Here is an 18,094-nt window from a genome sequence, read left to right on the forward strand (position 1 = left end):
ACTTTCTCATTTTTGAGCGCGAGACGCCGCAAAACACTCACGGGTGAGAATATACACCCGCCGTTTCACTCAAAATTGAGAATCGCGGCCCCGATCCCGGCCCCGCCGCCCGCGACTGCTCACCCGAACAAGCACAAGAGCACATAAGGTAGGCGGCGCACCCGCGCCGCCATTCCTTTATGTCCAACTACGCGGTTATGCCAGGTCCGGGAGTGGCCAGTGCGTGATCACTGGGGCTAGGCGACTCAAGGCTGCCGGGAGCGTTTCCGGGGCGTTTCGGGCTCCAAAACTCCCCGTGGGAATGCGATGTGGGGGCCAGTCTGGGTAAAAGGCGTCCATCTTCAGCGGGAAGCTGAGCGCCCTGCGCCCAGCCTGGGCTCGCATACCCCGGCCGGTATGCGAAAGCCAGACCCGAAATGCAAGCTGAAGGTGATCACCGTGTGCAACTCGAGCCTAAGAATCGAAAAAAGTCGCCCGGTTAAGCAGGAATACTCACATCACTGGCGAAATGTGAAACCGCTATCATATGCAAACGCTTACATATCGCAGGCCCGCTGATATCGGACGCGAGGAGGTGAGCTGGAATGTCCACTATCTATGAGATTGCCAGGATGGTCGGAGTCTCCACGGCCACTGTCTCGAGGGCGCTGTCCAGCAGAGGCTACGTTCGAAAGGATCTCAAGGAGAGGATCCTGCAAGTTGCTCGCGAAATGGATTATATGCCAAACTCGTTCGCTCGCGGACTTGTGACCAAACAGAGCCACATTCTTGGTCTCATCATGCCCGACATATGCAACCCGTTCTTTCCTGCCGTCGCCCGAGGTGTTGAAGATGTTGCGAGTGAGAACGGGTACAATGTGGTGCTGTGCAACACGGACGGAAGCCGAGCAAAGGAAAATGACTACATAAGCGTGTTGCGCAGCCAGCAGACCGACGGGGTTATCTTTACCACGTCTCAGGTCAGCTCACGCCATGTGAAGGCGCTAATCGAGGCGGGCATTCCCGTGGTACTAGCCGACAGGCGCCTGGATATCGAGTGCGACATTGTTGTGGTCGACAACGTTGAAGGGGCCTATCAGATGACTCGCCATCTGCTCGAGATGGGCCACACCAGGATCGGCATCATCACCGGACCCATGGGAGTAGCCACTAGCGCCGAAAGGATAGAAGGCCACAGGAGAGCTCTCGTGGAGGCGGGCGTCGAGATCTGCGACGATCTAGTGATGGAAGGCGACTATCGACAGCCCAGTGGGCATGAACGGGCCCTGGAGTTTCTGCGTATGCCCAGCCCGCCCACAGCGGTGTTTGCATGCAACGATCTCATGGCGGTCGGGGCGCTGTCTGCGATCGAGGAAGCAGGCCTTATGGTTCCAAATGATGTCGCAGTCGTCGGGTTTGACGATATCGCCATCGCTTCAGCTGTGAAACCTCGCCTGAGCACGATGGCTCAGCCCATGTACGAGATCGGCGCCATAGCAAGCAGGATGCTGATTGGCCGCATCAAGAGTCCGACCAAACCCTATCAGACTGTAGTACTCCAACCCCAGTTGGTTATCAGGGAATCAAGCATCATGAGGGCACGTACATCCTAGCAGAAGCGGCTGGATCTCCGATCGGCGCGGCGTTTCGGCACACAGAACGGCGTAGTTGCAGGGAGTTGTGAACATGCAGCCAGCGATAGTAGTTGTGGGTAGTTTGAATATGGACATGCGTTTCGGCGTGGTGCGACTGCCGGCGCCGGGCGAAACGACCAGTGCTCGTTGCGCCGAGCGTTCTCCAGGCGGAAAAGGCGCTAACCAGGCCATCGCAGCGTCCCGCTTGGGTGCTCTGGTAGCCATGGTGGGCCGGGTGGGTGTGGATTCCCAAGGCGACGAACTGCTGGAGAGCCTGAGCGAGGCCGGTGTGTGCGTGGACCATATCGTGCGCGACGCGCATGCTGCCAGCGGAATGGCTTTCATTACCGTTGATGAAGACGGTCGAAATGTGATAGTAGTCTGGTCGGGCGCCAATGGCAGGCTTTCCGAGGATGACCTGAAGGCCGCGGAGAACGTCATTTCTCGCGCTGGGGCGCTGGTTGTTCAGTTCGAGACCCCCATGCCGACTGTGAAGGCGGCCTTGAATGCTGCAAAGCGCCACGGCGTGCTCACGATATGCAACCCGGCGCCTGCGCAGGATGTTGGCGCCGATCTTCTATCGCAGGTAGATATCCTCATGCCCAATGAAATTGAGGCGTCACTGATGGCCAATGTGCATGTGGCGGATGCACCAGGGGCGATTCGAGCGGCCGAAGTCCTTCGGACACGTGCAGCGTCGAGAGTCGTGGTCACGATGGGGGCAGAGGGGGCAGTGTACGTGGGGCCAGAAGGCAAGTGGCACTGTCCAGCGTTTCGCGTTAAGAGCGTTGACACAACCGGAGCGGGGGACGCGTTTGTCGCGGGCTTCGCGGCGTCATGGCTTGCGAAACCGGATCCATGGGAGAGCTTGCGGTACGCGTGTGCAGTCGGAGCCCTGGCCACTACTACTCCGGGGGCGCAATCGCCGGCCATATCTCGCGGTTGTGTAGAGAGACTGCTCCAGGCTTCATGTTAGGCGCGAAGCGCGGGGCCTAGGAGGTGAGATATCGAAGGCCATCGGCTACAAGCAACGCAGCTATTCACTCACACTGTTGCAGTCATCGATGCAGTGAAACACGAAGCGTCTGATATCAAGACATGGGAGGACTGAGTGCAGAAATGACGACGAAAAGCTCGTGGCTCAAGTCAATACTATGCACGCTCGTAGTTGCGATCATGGCACTAGCGCCGATGGCGACCGGTGCGGCTAGCGCCCCGGTGACGATTCGTTTCTGGATCGAACAGACCCAAGACGAGGCAATGAAGCAGATGGGGGAATGGTTCGAGCAGTTCAACAAGAGCCAGAAAGAGGTAAGAGTTGAACTCAGGAACGTAGGCTCTGGGGATGAGTATCTTCAGGCAGTGCGCGCGGCTCTTGCATCCGGTTCCGATATCGATCTCTTCAGGCTGTTCGGGCCGAGCACGATGCCTCCGTTCGCGGATGCGGGGCTTCTGCTAGACCTCACCCCATATTCCACCAAGTACAACTGGAAAGACAAGCTGTTTGCCTACGCTTTGGAGAGCCACACCTACAAGGGAAAGCTGTTCGCATTCCCAGGCAACCCTGAGACCCTTCTCCTGTACTACAACAAGACGCAATTCGACAAGCGAGGCTGGAAGGTCCCAACGAACTGGGACGAGCTATGCAAGACCTGTGAGAACATCCAGAAGGCAAATTACATCCCGATCGCCTTCGGGACCCGTGGGTTCACTCCGGCGAACGAGTGGTGGCTATCTGTCGTGTTCAACTCCGCCGCAGGACCCGAGAACGTGTACAAAGCGCTAACGGGGCAGATACCCTGGACATCAGCTCCATTCGTTGACTCCATCAACAAGCTGAAGTTCATGTGGGACAAGGGCTGGATCATGAACAAGCAGATGTATGATGTGTCGAACGATGACGCCATAGCCATCTGGGGCGCCCAGAAGGCCTTGATGATGATGGATGGAAGCTGGGGCGTTAAGTACGCTCCCACATACGCCAGAGACTTCGAGTGGGCGCTTGTTCCGTTCCCGTCAATGGGCGCCCCGAAGGCCACCTTGCCGCTAGCGCTTGGCTTTACGGTCGGAGTCAGCTCTAGGACTAAGCACCCCGACGCTGTCGCCCAGTTCCTGAACTGGCTCACTGAGAATCCAAAGAGCGCTGTGGAGTACGGCATCAAGTCCAACCTGGAGTTCTGGCTGCCTCTGAAGAAAGGCACTCCGGATCTGCTTCCTGCCACAACCGCCCCGAAGACTGGGGACATGTACAGGGCAATCTACGAGGCCGAGTCCACCGGACGGTTTGGCTATGCAACCTGGACTTTCTGGTCACCCGAAACCCAGCTGTATATGTACGAGAATCTTCCTCGTGTGCTGCTCGACATGATGTCGACTGAAGACTACCTGAAGGAAGCCCAGTCCATATTCGCAAAGGAGCTTGCAAAGGGCAAGGTTCCTCCTGTGCCCAAGCCTGCCAAGTAGAAGAACGGCGCGTGTGGATGTAGTTGAGGAGGCGCGGCAGCAGAGAACCGAAACCACTGTAGGGCGCTGCCGCGCCCTCAAACGAAGGAGCTGTCTTCTGATGAACAAGCGCAGACTCAGCAAGAAGGTACAGGCCGCGCTGTTTTGCGCGCCGGCCGTCGTTCTGCTGATAGTGGTCATAGGAATACCTTCAGCGGCGAGCCTGGCGATGTCGGTTTTCGACTGGGATGGCCTGAGCAAGCCCACATTCGTTGGTCTTCATAACTTCTGGGAGATCATCGCCGAGGATAAAGTGTTCAAGATCGGCCTTGTGAACAACATTAAGTGGACGATGATCTTCATGGTGATTCCCATCCTTCTTGGATTGGGCATTGCCTTCGCGTTGGCCTCGGTAAGGAGACTGCGTCTCCTTTACATGACCATCCTATTCATACCGGTTGTGCTTTCCCGCGTTGTCGTGGCTAGATTGTGGGGATGGATCTTCAATCCGTTCTTCGGAATCAACCTGCTGTTTGAGAGGCTCGGATGGGCGTCTTTGAGCCAGTCGTGGCTGGGAAACCCGAAAATCGCGCTGTATTCCTTAGCTTTTGTGGACAATTGGACATGGTGGGGGTTCGTGATGGTCATCTTCCTCGCCGCCATACAGCAGATAGACCCTGCATACTATGAGGCTGCTGTCATCGATGGGGCGAGTCCATTTCAGAAGTTCAAGTTCATCACGATACCGCTGGTTCGGTCGACGCTCAACTTCATACTGCTGTTGACAGCCGTGTGGTCGCTTTCTGCGTTTGACTTCAGCTACATCATGACCCAAGGTGGTCCGGGACACGCTACCGAGATGATGTCGACATGGATATACAAACAGGGAATCCTGAACTTCAGAGCCGGCTACGCGAGTGCCATGTCAGTGCTTCTTCTGGCTTTCTCGGTAATCGTCATAGTCGTGTTCTCTGCGGTTAGGAGGGACTAGAAATGGAGAGGATTTCGAAACGACGAAGTGACTTCCGACATCAGCTTTTCCTTCACCTGGTGTTGGTGGTTGCCTGCCTGTACGTCCTGACTCCCCTGTTCTATCTGGTCGTGAACTCGTTCAAGGACAACTACGAGGTAATCATATCGCCGTTTGCGTTGCCTTCCGCTCCTACGTTGGAAAACTACAAGAAGGCCTGGACCACGGGCGGGCTGGCGGCTTCCATGCTAAACACAGTCCTCGTTGTCGCGGTGTCGACTGCTGCTCTCGCTGTAGTATCGTGCATGATGTCCTACGGCATGGCATTCATGGGACTCCGGACTGCGCCCCTGTGGTCCGCTATCCTGATGCTGGTCATGCAGGTCCCTTTGCACATGTACATCGTGCCGCTTTTCGTGATGTGGAAGCGCTTGGGGCTGGTCAACAACCCGCTGGGAATAATCCTGATCTATAGCGCGGTGTATGTTCCATTCTCCGTGCTCTTCCTGAACTCGCAGTTTGCCTCCATCCCAAAGGAGATAATCGAAGCGGCTGAGATTGATGGCTGCTCATATGTGGGCACGTTGACGCGAGTGGTCGTGCCGATAATGCGACCGGCGCTGGTGACATTGACCCTTATCAACGCGAAGTGGGTATGGAACGAATTCACATTCTCGATGACGTTTCTCCAAGAACCCGCATTCCAAACAGTTACCGCGCGGTACCTGCAGTTCAGCGCGAGGTTCGTTGCTGACTATGCTGTTACTGGGGCGGGGGCGGTAATCAGCGTTCTTCCGATTGTACTGGTTTATCTGCTGTTGCAGAGAAGGTTCATCGAAGGGATGACTTCAGGAAGCGTGAAAGGCTAGCAATTGGCAAAGGAAGTGGCGCGAATGAACCATGCAGAGTCGCAGGCGGCTGAGATGTGGCAGGACATAATGACCTACAGCCGCACTGTTGAAAACCGAGTTATCGAAGGTATCGATGCCCTAGAGAAACAGGGATACGACGTGTCAGAGGCGCGGGCGCTGGTTCCTGAGGGCTGGGCGGCGTTCAACGGCAAGGACTACTGGCATCTTCAGAAGGTAATCGCAATGATCTGGGAGGCTCTGCGCAGGGCGCCCAAGATGGTGAACGATGATCACAAGCCGGACACCTGGGAAGAACTCAAGCGCAGCTGGACGGCTGCTGTGCCCACCTTGGGGTACGATGTGAGCGAGGGAAATGCGGAGTACCGCAACAAGGTGTATGGGGCCTGGTATGGCAAGTGCATCGGCTGCGCATTGGGAGACCCGAACGCAGGATGGTCCAGCGAGAAGGTTCGCAAGAACCGCGGCAAGGTCACTGATTATCTCCAGAAGCCTGATACGCGCAACGATGATATCAACTACCAGATTATCGTCTTGCACTGCATCGATGAGCACGGCGTCGAGTTCACCAGCAGGGATCTGGGCTACGAATGGGTCGGCCACCTGGATCTCGATATGACGTACACTGCAGAACGGCAGGCGCTGGAGAACCTCCACAGGGGGCTTATCCCGCCATATTCGGCCCGGGAGAACAACCCATTCAGCGATTGGATCGGGGCTCAGATGCGCGGTGAAGTGCATGGATTGATCGCGCCTGGACGGCCTGACGTCGCAGCTGAGCTTGCGTACAGAGACGCCATCATCTCCCATGTCAAAGAGGGAGTGTACGGCGAGGTCTTCAACTCCGTCATGGTGAGCCTGGCATTTGTCACCTCTGACATCAACGAGATCATACAGCGCGCACTGGGATACGTGCCTCGCAACAGCGAATTCGCATCAGTCATCAGATCCACGGTTGCGAAGTGCAAGGAGCATGCTCATTGGGAGGATGTGCTCCAGTGGATCAACGAGACCTATGGAGATCTGCACTGGATCCACACTCTTCCGAACGCTGCCATCGTGGTGATGAGTCTGCTCTGCGGAGGCGGAGACTTCAGTGAGAGCGTGCTGATCTCAGCTAGCTGCGGATGGGACTGCGATTGCAGCACTGGACAGGTGGGCGCCACTATGGGAACCATTATCGGTGAGAAGAACATCCCAGCAAGGTGGAAGGAGCCTATTGCGGATCGGCTGGATACTGATGTAGTCGGGTTCAGCACCATTCAGCTGCCCAAGCTTACTGACTGGACGTGCGGTGTTGGCAGAAGGATAGCTAGGGAATACAAGGAGAAGGGACTCTAATGCACGTTTGCCTCGATGGAAGAAACCTATGTATAGGGGACGCGGTTGCGGTGGCCAGAGAGGGAGCCCAAGTGTCCCTTGCCCCTGATGCCCGGCTCAGGATATGTGAGTCGTCCGCGCATGTGGATGAACTCCTGGGCGGGAAAAGACCTGTGTATGGAGTGACGACCGGCTTCGGCAAGTTCGCAGATGTCGTGATATCCCCTGAAGACTCAGCGGTCTTGCAGCGCAATCTGCTGCTCTCCCACGCCTGTGGGGTTGGGGACCTGTTGCCGGACGAGGTGGTGCGGGCAGTGCTTCTGCTCCGCGCGAATGCGCTTGCGTACGGATGCTCCGGCGCCAGGGCGGAGGTCGTGGAAACTCTCATCGCCATGCTCAATGCGGGTGTGCACCCGGCGGCGCCATCTCAGGGGTCTGTGGGGGCCAGCGGCGACCTGGCGCCACTGGCCCACACTATGCTTGTGCTGATTGGCGAGGGCGTCGCGCGTTACAGGGGCGAGACGCTTCCGGGCGCAGAGGCGATGGCGCGGGCGGGCATTCCAACGATCATGCTGCGCGCCAAGGAGGGTTTGGCCCTCATAAACGGCACTCAGGTCATGACGGCTATTGGGGCCCTGGCAGTGCACGATGTCACGATGTTGGCCAGGGTGGCGGACATCGCCGCTGCGATGGCCACGGAGGCTCTTCGAGGAACGACGGCTGCATTGGATCCCAGAGTGCATGCGGTGCGGCCACACCCAGGTCAGGCAGCGTCTGCTCGCAATATGTTGCGGCTGATCGAGGGGAGCGAAATCCGCGAATCACACAGGAACTGCCCGAAGGTGCAGGACGCGTACTCGCTCCGGTGCGCACCACAGGTGCACGGGGCTGCCCGGGACGCCATCGGATACGCGAGGCGGGCCGTGGAGACGGAGATGAACTCCGCCACCGACAACCCACTCATTTTCATGGACAACGGCGATGTGATCTCCGGTGGCAATTTCCATGGGGAACCCATTGCAATGGCTATGGACTTCCTGGGCATTGCTGCTTCAGAGCTGGGGAGCATAGCGGAGCGACGCACGGAGAGGATGGTCAACCCGCAGCTTTCGGGGTTGCCGCCCTTCCTCACCGAACATGGTGGGCTGAACTCTGGGATGATGATAGCGCAGTACACTGCAGCCGCCCTGGCATCGGAGGACAAGATACTGGCGTCGCCCGCAGTGGTCGATTCGATACCCACCTCTGGCAACCAGGAAGACCATGTGAGCATGGGAACAATCGCCGCACGCAAGGCCAGGCGGATTGCAGAGAATGTCACAAGCATACTAGCAATTGAGATAATGTGCTCTGCACAGGGCATGGACTTCGTTGCTCCTCTGAGGCCGGGGGCCGGCACTGGGGCGGCCTACAGAGCTGTGCGGGACGCCGTGGAGCATCTTGAGCATGACCGAGTGCTGGCGGACGACATCGCGAGCCTGCGCGAGCTAGTGAGGTCGGGCGCGCTGCTGCGTGCCGTGGAGCGCGCAGTGGGGCCTCTCGAGTGACCGCAGGTTCGGCGTTCGGCGGCGGCAGGCTGCACAGATACACAACTGGAGGGATCACCGCATGCCAAGAGTCATAACAGCCCCGCGCGGGACTGAGATCTCGTGCAAAGGGTGGCAGCAAGAAGCAGCGCTGCGGATGCTGATGAACAATCTGGACCCAGAGGTCGCGGAGCGACCCGAGGATCTGGTGGTGTATGGCGGCAGGGGCAAGGCTGCCCGGAACTGGGCGGCGTTTGACGCCATCGTTGAGTCCCTCAGAAACCTGGAGTCTGACGAAACCCTTCTGGTCCAGTCAGGCAAGCCAGTGGCGGTATTTCGCACCCATCCAGATGGCCCGCGCGTGCTGATCTCCAACTCTATGCTCGTTCCGCACTGGGCCACCTGGGAGAAGTTCTGGGAACTCGAGGCCATGGGTCTCACGATGTACGGCCAGATGACTGCGGGCAGCTGGATATACATTGGCGCCCAGGGCATTCTGCAGGGCGCCTTTGAAACGCTCGCTGCAGCGGCGCGCCGGCATTTCGGCGGAAGCCTCAAGGGCAGGCTTGTGCTCACAGCTGGGCTCGGGGGCATGGGCGGAGCCCAGCCGCTTGCCGCTATATTCAACGATGGCGTAGTCATCGCGGTCGAGGTGGATAGGTCCAGGATTGATAGGCGGATCGCGACCGGCTATTGCGAGATGGTCACCGACAGCATCGACGAAGCCATCGAGCTTGCCCGGGAGGCACAGGAGAAGGGCATTCCCAGATCCATTGCGCTGCTAGGCAATGCGGCGGAAACGCACGCGGAGTTCGTCAGGCGCGGTGTCATACCAGACCTGGTTACCGACCAGACTTCAGCCCACGACCCGCTCAACGGCTATGTGCCAGCGGGCCTCACCTTGGAGCAGGCGACTGAGCTGCGCAAGACAGACCCGAAGGATTACATTCGCAGATCCCGAGAGTCGATGGCTGCACAGGTCCGGGCAATGCTGGAGATGATGGATCGCGGCGCCGTCGTGTTCGACTATGGCAACAATCTGCGTCAGGCAGCGTTTGACGAGGGCGTGGGTCGCGCTTTCGACTACCCTGGTTTCGTGTCGGCCTACGTGCGGCCGCTGTTCTGCGAAGGGAAGGGACCGTTCAGGTGGGTTGCCCTGTCGGGCGATCCGGAGGACATCTGGGTGACAGACGAGGTCATCATGAAGGAGTTTGCCTACGATGAGCACCTGGTGCACTGGATTCAGATGGCTCACGATCGGGTGACGTTTCAGGGACTGCCGTCGCGCATATGCTGGCTCGGCTACGGAGAACGCGCCCGGTTTGGCCTGATAATCAACGACCTTGTGGCGAAGGGGAAGATCAAGGCGCCGATTGTTATCGGTCGCGACCACCTGGACTGCGGTTCGGTGGCCTCGCCCAACCGCGAGACTGAGGGCATGAGAGACGGCTCCGACGCCATCGCCGACTGGCCGGTGCTTAATGCGCTGCTCAATGCGGTAAACGGCGCCACGTGGGTGTCCTTCCATCACGGCGGCGGAGTGGGGATCGGGTATTCGCTCCATGCAGGCATGGTCGTGCTGGCCGACGGGACGGAGGCCGCAGCAAACAGGCTGCAACGGGTGCTCACTTGTGATCCAGGCATTGGAGTAGTGCGTCACGCGGATGCAGGCTACGAGGAGGCGCAGGCCTTCGCTCGCAGTCACGGGATCAAGATTCCACACGTGCGATAGCGCCCTTCCAGTCACCACTCACTGAACGCCTCGTTCACGCCGGCCCTCGCCTACGCCCGAGCTCCGCGCGGAGGCTGGCAAGAGGTATCCCGAGTGCGGCTAGGGCAACCAGGGAATGGTACACAAGGTCGGCGAGTTCGGAGACCACCTCGATCGGGTCACTGTTCTTGGATGCGATCATGAACTCGCCGGACTCCTCTCCCACTTTTCGGAGAACCCGATCGATGCCCGCCTGGAGCAAGCGAGAGGTGTAAGAGGCATCGGAAGGGTTGGCCTTTCTGTCGAGTATCACCGCGTAGAGTTCGTCGAACACATCTCCGCTTCCCGAGGCGGGCTCTTCGCTTACGGTGGCTGCTGGGAGCGTCCTATGGAAGCAAGTGTACGTTCCCTCGTGACAGGCCGGTCCCGCCGGGCACACCCTGAGCAGGATCGTGTCATAGTCGCAGTCCACAAGAATGCCCGCAACCTGCTGCGTGTTGCCTGATGTGGCTCCCTTTTCCCACAGGCAATTGCGGGATCTGCTCCAGAACCAGGCGCGCCCTGTTTCGCAGGTGAGGCGAAGCGCTTCACGGTTCATGTAGGCCAACATCAGCACCGCTTCGGTGCTTGCATCCTGAACAACCGCGGGGATGAGCCCATCCTCCGAGAATCGAAGACGGTCTTGTGATATTTCTTCTGTGTTGTACATGGTTTCGCCCTCCAAGTGCCGAAGCGGACGGCGCACAGCGCACCGCGAGACGCGCGCCGCGTTTTCGGTGGTCATGCTGTCACTGCCGTGTTGGCACACCGTTCTCGCGGAGATGCTCCTTGATCTGGTGGATGGTGAGTATCCCCAGATGGAGGACTGACGCCGCCAGGGCGGCCGAGGCGCCTCCATCCGTGAGAACGCGCACGAAATCCTCAAGTGATCCCGCTCCTCCAGATGCCACCACGGGCACTCCGGCTGCGTCTGCCACGGCGCGGGTGAGAGCGATGTCATAGCCTGATCTGGCGCCATCTGCCATGATCGAGGTCAGAAGTATCTCTCCAGCTCCCAAAAGCGCGCCTCTTGCCGCCCATTCCACCGCGTCGATGCCTGTGCGGGTGCGGCCGCCGTTGATGCATACCTCCCAGCCACGGCCGTTGAGGCTCTCAGTTGCATCGATGGCCAGAACAACCTTGTCACCGCCGAAGGCCTCTACAGTGCGTGCGATCAGATCCGGGTCTGAGACAGCCGCCGTATTCATCGATACCTTTGAGGCGCCTGCACCAAGGACGTCGGCCGCATCCTCCACCGATGCTATTCCTCCGCCCACCGTGAGCGGGACTGTGGCCCGCAGAGCTACCTTACGCACCTCATCAATGGCGGTCTTGCGCCTTTCGCCGGACGCGGATATGTCGAGGAACGCGAGCTCGTCCGCGCCTGACTCCGAGTAGCGGGCCGCCAGTTCAGCAGGGTTCCCGATGTCGCGAATCCCCTCGAAGTGCACTCCTTTCACCACACGCCCGCGATTGAAATCGAGGCAGGCCACGATTCGTCTGGCGCTGTCGGTCATGCCCATGCTCACGCCTCCTCAGTCCTCATTCCTGTCATTGTATCCGAACACTGCACCCATGAGTTGTCTACTACGCTCTGGACCTCGCGCAGCGCATCTCGGAGAGACAGCAAGCCCGTGTACAGCGCCTGCCCGATGATCATCCCTGTGATTCGACCCATAGTGGGCGAAAGCTCCGAATCCTGCGCTGCAATGGCTATCCGGGCCACGTCCTCAAGGGATGATACTCCTCCCGAGATCGTGACCTCCAGACCGCACGCGGCGACTTCCATCCCGAGGGCGACGTTTGGGCCACACAGCATGCCATCGTACCGTGCATCAGTCACAACGGCGCGGCTAACGCCTGCTGCGCGCGCCGTCGTCGCGAATTCGGCCGGCGCAAGGCCACACCCATCCACCCAGCCACGGGTGAGAACACGCCCATCGCGCACATCAACTGCGACGGCGATAGCGTCCGGCCCATACTCCGACACCAAGGCGGTTGCCATCTCAGGTTGACTGACGGCCCACGTGCCCAGGAGGACGCGGCTCACTCCGCTCGCAAAGGCCGCGCGGACATCATCCATGGTGCGTAAACCCCCTCCTAGCTGGACGTGAGCCCCCGTCCGTTGAACAATCCTCCTGACTGAGCTGAGGTTAACGGGATGCCCTTCCTTCGCCCCGTCCAGATCAACCACATGGAGCAGGCCGGCGCCTTCCGCTACCCAGCGCTGTGCAGCTTCTGCGGGGTCATCGAAGAAGATTGTCTCACGTGCGAAATCCCCTCGCATCAGCCGGACGCACTTCCCAGCCCGGACGTCGATGGCGGGAATTACCTCAGCCCGAGCTGCCATTCATAGCACTCCTTTCGTGGATGGAACCGCGCCCTGCCTCGGGTTGATCTCAACCGCTTCCGAAAGCGCCCTTCCGTACGCCTTGAAGATGGCCTCAAGCATGTGATGGGTGTTCTGGCCATAGGCCAGGTCCACATGGAGGGTGGACCGTGAGGCCCTTGCGAATCCAGCGAAGAACTCTGGAACTGCCTCGGTGTCCATCTCTCCAACGCGTTCCCCGAGCCCCGTGACCCTCCATACCAGCTGGCCCCTTCCTGAGAGATCTACTGTGCATGTGGCCAGGGCCTCATCCATCGGAACCACTGCGTGACCGTACCGGCGGATTCCGCAGCGATCCCCAAGGGCTCGATCGAGAGCCTCTCCGAGGCATATGCCGATGTCCTCAGAGAGATGATGGCAGTCGACCTGTAGATCTCCGCTGGCTGCCACTGTGAGATCGAAAAGCCCGTGAGCGCCGAAAAGCGACAGCATGTGGTCGAGGAATCCGCATCCCGTCTCTACGTTGCAGCTGCCAGAGCCATCGAGGAGAATCCGCACCTTGATGTCGGTCTCTTTTGTGGTCCTAGAGATCTCGCACACCCTGTCGGGAGCCGAATCCATGCTCATCGAACCTCCACCTCCTCAAGCACTGCACCGAGGGCGTTCAGAAACGTGCTGTTCTCCCACGGAGCGCCTATGGTGACCCTGAAGAAGTCGGGGGCGTCCTCAATGCACCTGACCAGGACCTCGCGTTCCATGAGCCTTCGCCTGATTTCATCGCCGGGAACGGGGCATCGAACAAACAGGAAATTGGCGTTCAGTGCACCGTGGGACAGTCCGAGCTCTGAGAGGCCCGCGGCGACGTGGGCTCGCTCCTTCAGGATCAGATTCACAGCGGACCGCTTAAGGTCAGGCCTCGCGAGCGCCTGCCGTGCTGCTACAAGAGAGAGTGTGCTGCAGTTGTATGGCAGCCTCACACTCTGCAGAAGCTGAGTCATCAAGGGGCCCGCCACGGCGAATCCTGCCCGCAGCCCGGCTAAGCCGAACGCCTTCGACAAGGTCCTGGTGATCATGAGCCTGCCGGAACGCCCTGGCACTTCTGTGATGAGCGTGTCGCCGCAGAACTCGTGGTAGGCCTCATCCACGACCACATACGCCCGCGCGCAGGCGACGATCTCCCGGATTCCCCGGGTGAACAGGTCGCCTGTGGGGTTGTTCGGATTGCATATGAACACCAGGGCGTCGTCACACCGAAGCTCGCGCTCCAGAGCGTCCATGTCGATGCCGAACCCCCCAGAGGGACCTTCCGACAGGGGAATTTCGTGCACCGGCAGGCCGACGGCCTCGGCGATCCTGCGATACACGGTGAAGGTGGGCGGCATGATCGTTACATGATCGATGCGCGGCCTCAGGGCCAGCATCGTCATTTGTATGATCTCGTCGGAGCCGGCGCCGAGTGTCACCCGGTCCGCATCGACATCAGCCTCTGACGCGAAAGCGTTAGCCACATCCTGCTCCAAGTCAGCACATGGATATCGGTTGAATGGCATCTTCGTGATCTCTCGGACGATGTCGGCCTTGAGCGCCTCCGGGATATCCAGGGGGCTCTCATTGGCATCGAGCTTGACCACGATCGGGGAGATCACCTGTTGCACCGATTGCACCCGGTGTGCTGGTTGCGCCTGTTGCATCAGGCTTACGGCCTTCGCCGATCTGAGCACCGAGCCGAATCTGCCCGCGTTCTGCACTGCCGAGGCGCGCATCTCCATTGATGCTGCGTGCCCGTCGAGCCCCTCGGCTCGCGCCAGCATGATGGCGTCTGCACTTGCGACGAGCAGTGACTCCGCCGTGCATTCCACCGTATTGATCGGCCTCAGGAAATCGCCAGCGCTCAGCGAACCCCGATGCCTAGCAGAGCCCATTGTTGGGAGGACGTGATTCGGGCCGGCCATATAGTCGCCAATCGGTGTAGGAGTGTATTCGCCTACGAATACGGTCCCGGCGGATCTAATGGACGACGCTGCCTGCCGCGGGTTATCCACCATTATCTGAACATGCTCAGCTGATGCCTGATTGGCGAGGGAGATCGCATCTTCCACTGAATCCACCTCTACGATGGCGCCCCATCGGGATAGCGACTCGCGGATCACCGCGCGTCGCGACCTGAGGGGAAGCTGAGACGAGATCTCCGCTTCGACACGGTCCGCCAGAGACCGCGAGACAGAGACGAGGACAGCGGAGGCGAGCGGATCATGTTCCGCCTGGGCTATCAGATCCGCCGCCACCAGGGCGGGATTCGCAGATGAATCGGCGATGATTAGCACCTCGCTGGGCCCCGCGAGCATGTCGATGCCCACATCACCCCATACAAGGCGTTTGGCGGCGGTGACAAACGCGTTGCCAGGTCCAACGATCTTGTCGACCCTCGGAACGCAGCCAGCGCCGTAGGCCATGGCCGCGATTGCACCTGCGCCGCCGGCCCTGAAGACTCGGCTGACGCCGCACAGCACGGCGGCTGCCAGGATCAGCTGGTTCACTGCGCCGCTTCGCCCAGGGGGTGTGCACATGATGACCTCTCTCACACCCGCCACTTTGGCGGGAACTGCAGTCATGACGACGGTAGAAGGGTAGGGAGCGGTTCCTCCGGGTACGTATATTCCCACCCTCTCGATTGGCTCGAGCCTGTAACCGAGCCTCGCTCCATCCGAGGAGGTGCATTCCCAGCTTTGGCCGACTTGCTTCGAGTGGTAATCCCGCACATTGTCGGCTGCATGCTCTATCGAGCGTAGAAGGTTCCTGTCGGCGCAGGTGAACGCCTGCTCCATTTCTGACCGAGCAACCTCAACACCGATGGCGGTAAGATCAGCACCATCGTACTTCGCGGCGAGACGCACGAGGGCGGCGTCTCCATCGCGCCTGACCTCCGACACGATCTCGGTCACATCAGGCAGCTGCAGGCTGAGCGCCGCTGCCCGACGCTGCATGTACTCAGCAGGCGTCATGCGCGGGATCATTCCCCAACACTCCCATCCTGATTGGTCTCAAACGCCGACACTACTGCTCGCGCACCCTCTGGCCACAGGCCCATGCTGGCGCGGTTTGCTATCAGCCTGGCTGTTGTGGCGCTGATGGACTCGATTTCGGAGAGTCCGTTCTCCCGGAGGGTGCGTCCCGTTGAGACGATATCGATTATGGCATCTGCGAGCCCGGCCTGGGGAGCGAGTTCGAGTGCTCCCCGCAATGTGATTATCTCGGCTGGGATTCCAATCCCGCGGAAATAGGTGTATGCCACGCGAGGGAACTTGGTGGCCACCCGGAGCGGACGTGAAGGCGGGCTGCACAGGCCGGCCCGTTTCTCGCTCACGCGGCGATATAGCTCCGCAGCAACGGGCTCAGGAGCTGCCAGTGCGAACCGAGCTGCCCCGAAACCCAGGTCGAGCAGCTCATACACGTCTGGGCAGTCCTCGTCGAGTACATCTTTTCCCACGATTCCGAAATCCGCCGCACCGTGACTGACGTACACCGGCACATCTCCAGGCCTGGCCAGTATGTATCTGGCCGGACCTGATTCGAACATGAGTTTTCGTGTTCCCTCGGCGATATCGCATTCAAACCCCGCCCTGGCAAGCGCATGGAGGCAGTCATCCAGCATACGCCCTGATGGAAGCGCAAAGGTGACCTGGGCGCTCATCTGGACATCCCTCCGTTCCGCGACTGCGCCGTGGCTTTGGTGCATATACCCACGATTCGGTCCAGTTCGACTGCAAACCCAACGGCCGGCTCGCTTGACCCCATCAGCCTCAACAGTCCATCATACCTCCCGCCTCCAGCTATCGGAGCGGGGCAGCCTGGAGTGAACGCTTCGAACACCGTTCCGGTGTAGTAGGCCAATCTGCGGACGAGGCCAAGATCGACTACGGCGTGGTCGCGCATGTCGCAGCAGGCCAGTCCGGCCAGCACTGCGTGGATGTCGCGGATGGCCTCGTGCAATCGACCTGATTGATCGAGGCGCGCCAGCGCATGGGCGTCGGCGAGAGCCGAATCGCCAGAAGGAAAGAACAGCATGTTACGGATGAGCTCGCAGTCAGATCCATGCACAGAAGAGGCGGCGATCATCCGCGACACTGCGACCATGTCGTGCCTGAGCAGGGCAGAGCCTAGCTGCACTTTGCCGGGGACGTTCAGTTCCAGCACATCCGTGACCGCCTCGAGTGCCCCCATGTGCCCGATCCGGATCTGGAAATCGCTGATGCCCGTGATCGACAGGCACCTCGCTAGGGCGACTGCAGCGGCGACGTCAGTGGAACGTCCCTGGCCGCCGAAGATCTCGGCCCCAAGCTGTTGAGTTTCAATGGCGCCGCGCTCCCATGGAGAAGTGGCGATGCTCCACTCAGCGGGATGCGGAGGCCGAAAAACCGTTCCAGAGTAGAAGAGCTTGAGAGGGCGGGGAGATGAAGCCAGTTCGCCCTGGGCGATCGCGGCCGCAGCCTCGGTTAGGTCGTGGCGCAACACGACAACCTCCGCTCCTGGGCCGACCAGCTTGTACCCTGCATCCATCATCTCTCTGATTGGCGCCGGAGCTTCAGGGTCATAGGACTGCATTGTTGGGATGGCCACCTCTGTGTGACCCAGTGCTGCCAGGAGAGAAGCGACTCCTGACTCGACGCGTCTCCGAATAGCAGGCTCAGAGGGGATCAGCGCGGTGTTCTCGTCTGTGGCGTAGTACGGCATACAGCTCATATTGACCTCACCTTGACTTCATCACGGTAATACTTTAACGCGGTAAAGCAAGAAAGACGACATTGCCCAATTCTAGCCTGCGAAAGCGGGATTGTCAAGACGTCGTGTGCGAGTTTGGCGCGGGCCTCGACGAGTCCGGACACAGGAGACCTCGGTCCTTCATCCTGTCGAGCACCAACCGGTACCCGTCGGCGCCGTAATGGAGGAAGCGCTTCACGCGGCTGATAGTAGCCGAACTTGCGCCCGTCTTCTGGGAGATGTCGGTGTAGGTAAGGCCGGAGTCGATCATCCTGGCCAGCTCAAAGCGGGATGACAACGATTCTATCTCCGAGACGGTGCACAGATCCTCGAAGAACCTGTGACACTCGTCAACACTGCCGAGTGTAAGGATCGCCTGGAATAGAACGGCACTTCGCTCGTCTACGATTCTGCTGTTCGGACTCATCGCCGTGACCTCCTGTGATCTGACGTTCAAGCGACCGCTCTGTATATCAATTCTGCATGAGTGTCTGTTGACCTCCTTCGTCCTGAAGCC

General features: G+C 59.6%; 16 protein-coding genes. 8 read left to right on the forward strand and 8 right to left on the reverse strand.

Annotated features, from left to right (window positions below; genetic code table 11):
- Positions 1 to 584 precede the first annotated feature (584 nt).
- From VB144_00085 to hutU, 8 genes are all read left to right on the forward strand, one after another.
- Positions 585 to 1,592 (forward strand): LacI family DNA-binding transcriptional regulator, encoded by a 1,008-nt coding sequence (locus tag VB144_00085; GenBank protein MEA4882059.1) that lies wholly within the window; start codon positions 585 to 587, stop codon positions 1,590 to 1,592.
- 73 nt (positions 1,593 to 1,665) lie between these two features.
- A complete protein-coding gene (gene rbsK / locus VB144_00090) occupies positions 1,666 to 2,589 on the forward strand; it encodes a ribokinase (protein MEA4882060.1) in 924 nt (307 codons plus the stop codon).
- A 143-nt stretch (positions 2,590 to 2,732) separates the two neighbouring features.
- Positions 2,733 to 4,076, forward strand: coding sequence for an extracellular solute-binding protein (locus VB144_00095; protein ID MEA4882061.1), 1,344 nt, complete (start codon positions 2,733 to 2,735; stop codon positions 4,074 to 4,076).
- A 100-nt stretch (positions 4,077 to 4,176) separates the two neighbouring features.
- A complete protein-coding gene (locus VB144_00100) occupies positions 4,177 to 5,046 on the forward strand; it encodes a sugar ABC transporter permease (GenBank protein ID MEA4882062.1) in 870 nt (289 codons plus the stop codon).
- Between the two features lie 2 nt (positions 5,047 to 5,048).
- Positions 5,049 to 5,894, forward strand: a complete 846-nt coding sequence (locus VB144_00105; GenBank protein ID MEA4882063.1) for a carbohydrate ABC transporter permease — start codon at positions 5,049 to 5,051, stop codon at positions 5,892 to 5,894.
- A 24-nt stretch (positions 5,895 to 5,918) separates the two neighbouring features.
- The gene (locus tag VB144_00110; protein ID MEA4882064.1) at positions 5,919 to 7,235 is read left to right on the forward strand and encodes an ADP-ribosylglycohydrolase family protein; all 1,317 of its coding nucleotides are present in this window, start codon (positions 5,919 to 5,921) and stop codon (positions 7,233 to 7,235) included.
- A complete protein-coding gene (gene hutH / locus VB144_00115) occupies positions 7,235 to 8,761 on the forward strand; it encodes a histidine ammonia-lyase (protein ID MEA4882065.1) in 1,527 nt (508 codons plus the stop codon). The genes VB144_00110 and hutH overlap by 1 nt, the downstream gene beginning before the upstream one ends.
- Before the next feature lie 61 nt (positions 8,762 to 8,822).
- Entirely contained in the window at positions 8,823 to 10,472 is a 1,650-nt protein-coding gene (gene hutU, locus VB144_00120; protein ID MEA4882066.1) for a urocanate hydratase, read from the forward strand.
- A 34-nt stretch (positions 10,473 to 10,506) separates the two neighbouring features.
- Here hutU and hisIE read toward each other — a convergent pair whose 3' ends face one another.
- From hisIE to VB144_00160, 8 genes are all read right to left on the reverse strand, one after another.
- Positions 10,507 to 11,160: a bifunctional phosphoribosyl-AMP cyclohydrolase/phosphoribosyl-ATP diphosphatase HisIE gene (gene hisIE / locus VB144_00125; GenBank protein ID MEA4882067.1), complete on the reverse strand. Its 654-nt coding sequence runs from the start codon at positions 11,158 to 11,160 to the stop codon at positions 10,507 to 10,509.
- Between the two features lie 79 nt (positions 11,161 to 11,239).
- On the reverse strand, positions 11,240 to 12,013 hold the full coding sequence (gene hisF, locus VB144_00130; GenBank protein ID MEA4882068.1) for an imidazole glycerol phosphate synthase subunit HisF: 774 nt from the start codon (positions 12,011 to 12,013) through the stop codon (positions 11,240 to 11,242).
- A gap of 2 nt (positions 12,014 to 12,015) precedes the next feature.
- A complete protein-coding gene (locus tag VB144_00135) occupies positions 12,016 to 12,840 on the reverse strand; it encodes a HisA/HisF-related TIM barrel protein (GenBank protein ID MEA4882069.1) in 825 nt (274 codons plus the stop codon).
- On the reverse strand, positions 12,841 to 13,440 hold the full coding sequence (gene hisB / locus VB144_00140) for an imidazoleglycerol-phosphate dehydratase HisB (protein MEA4882070.1): 600 nt from the start codon (positions 13,438 to 13,440) through the stop codon (positions 12,841 to 12,843).
- A gap of 2 nt (positions 13,441 to 13,442) precedes the next feature.
- The gene (gene hisD / locus VB144_00145) at positions 13,443 to 15,833 is read right to left on the reverse strand and encodes a histidinol dehydrogenase (GenBank protein MEA4882071.1); all 2,391 of its coding nucleotides are present in this window, start codon (positions 15,831 to 15,833) and stop codon (positions 13,443 to 13,445) included.
- Complete coding sequence (hisG, locus tag VB144_00150) at positions 15,830 to 16,510, reverse strand: ATP phosphoribosyltransferase (GenBank protein MEA4882072.1); 681 nt, start codon at positions 16,508 to 16,510, stop codon at positions 15,830 to 15,832. Before hisG ends, hisD begins: the two co-directional genes overlap by 4 nt.
- Positions 16,507 to 17,559 carry an ATP phosphoribosyltransferase regulatory subunit gene (locus VB144_00155; protein MEA4882073.1) on the reverse strand — a complete coding sequence of 351 codons (1,053 nt, stop codon included), beginning with the start codon at positions 17,557 to 17,559 and terminating at the stop codon, positions 16,507 to 16,509. The genes hisG and VB144_00155 overlap by 4 nt, the downstream gene beginning before the upstream one ends.
- Positions 17,560 to 17,653: 94 nt before the next feature.
- The gene (locus VB144_00160) at positions 17,654 to 18,004 is read right to left on the reverse strand and encodes a YerC/YecD family TrpR-related protein (protein MEA4882074.1); all 351 of its coding nucleotides are present in this window, start codon (positions 18,002 to 18,004) and stop codon (positions 17,654 to 17,656) included.
- Positions 18,005 to 18,094 lie beyond the last annotated feature (90 nt).

The sequence above is a fragment of the Clostridia bacterium genome (assembly GCA_034926675.1).
Classification (GTDB): domain Bacteria; phylum Bacillota; class DTU025; order DTU025; family DTU025; genus JAYFQW01.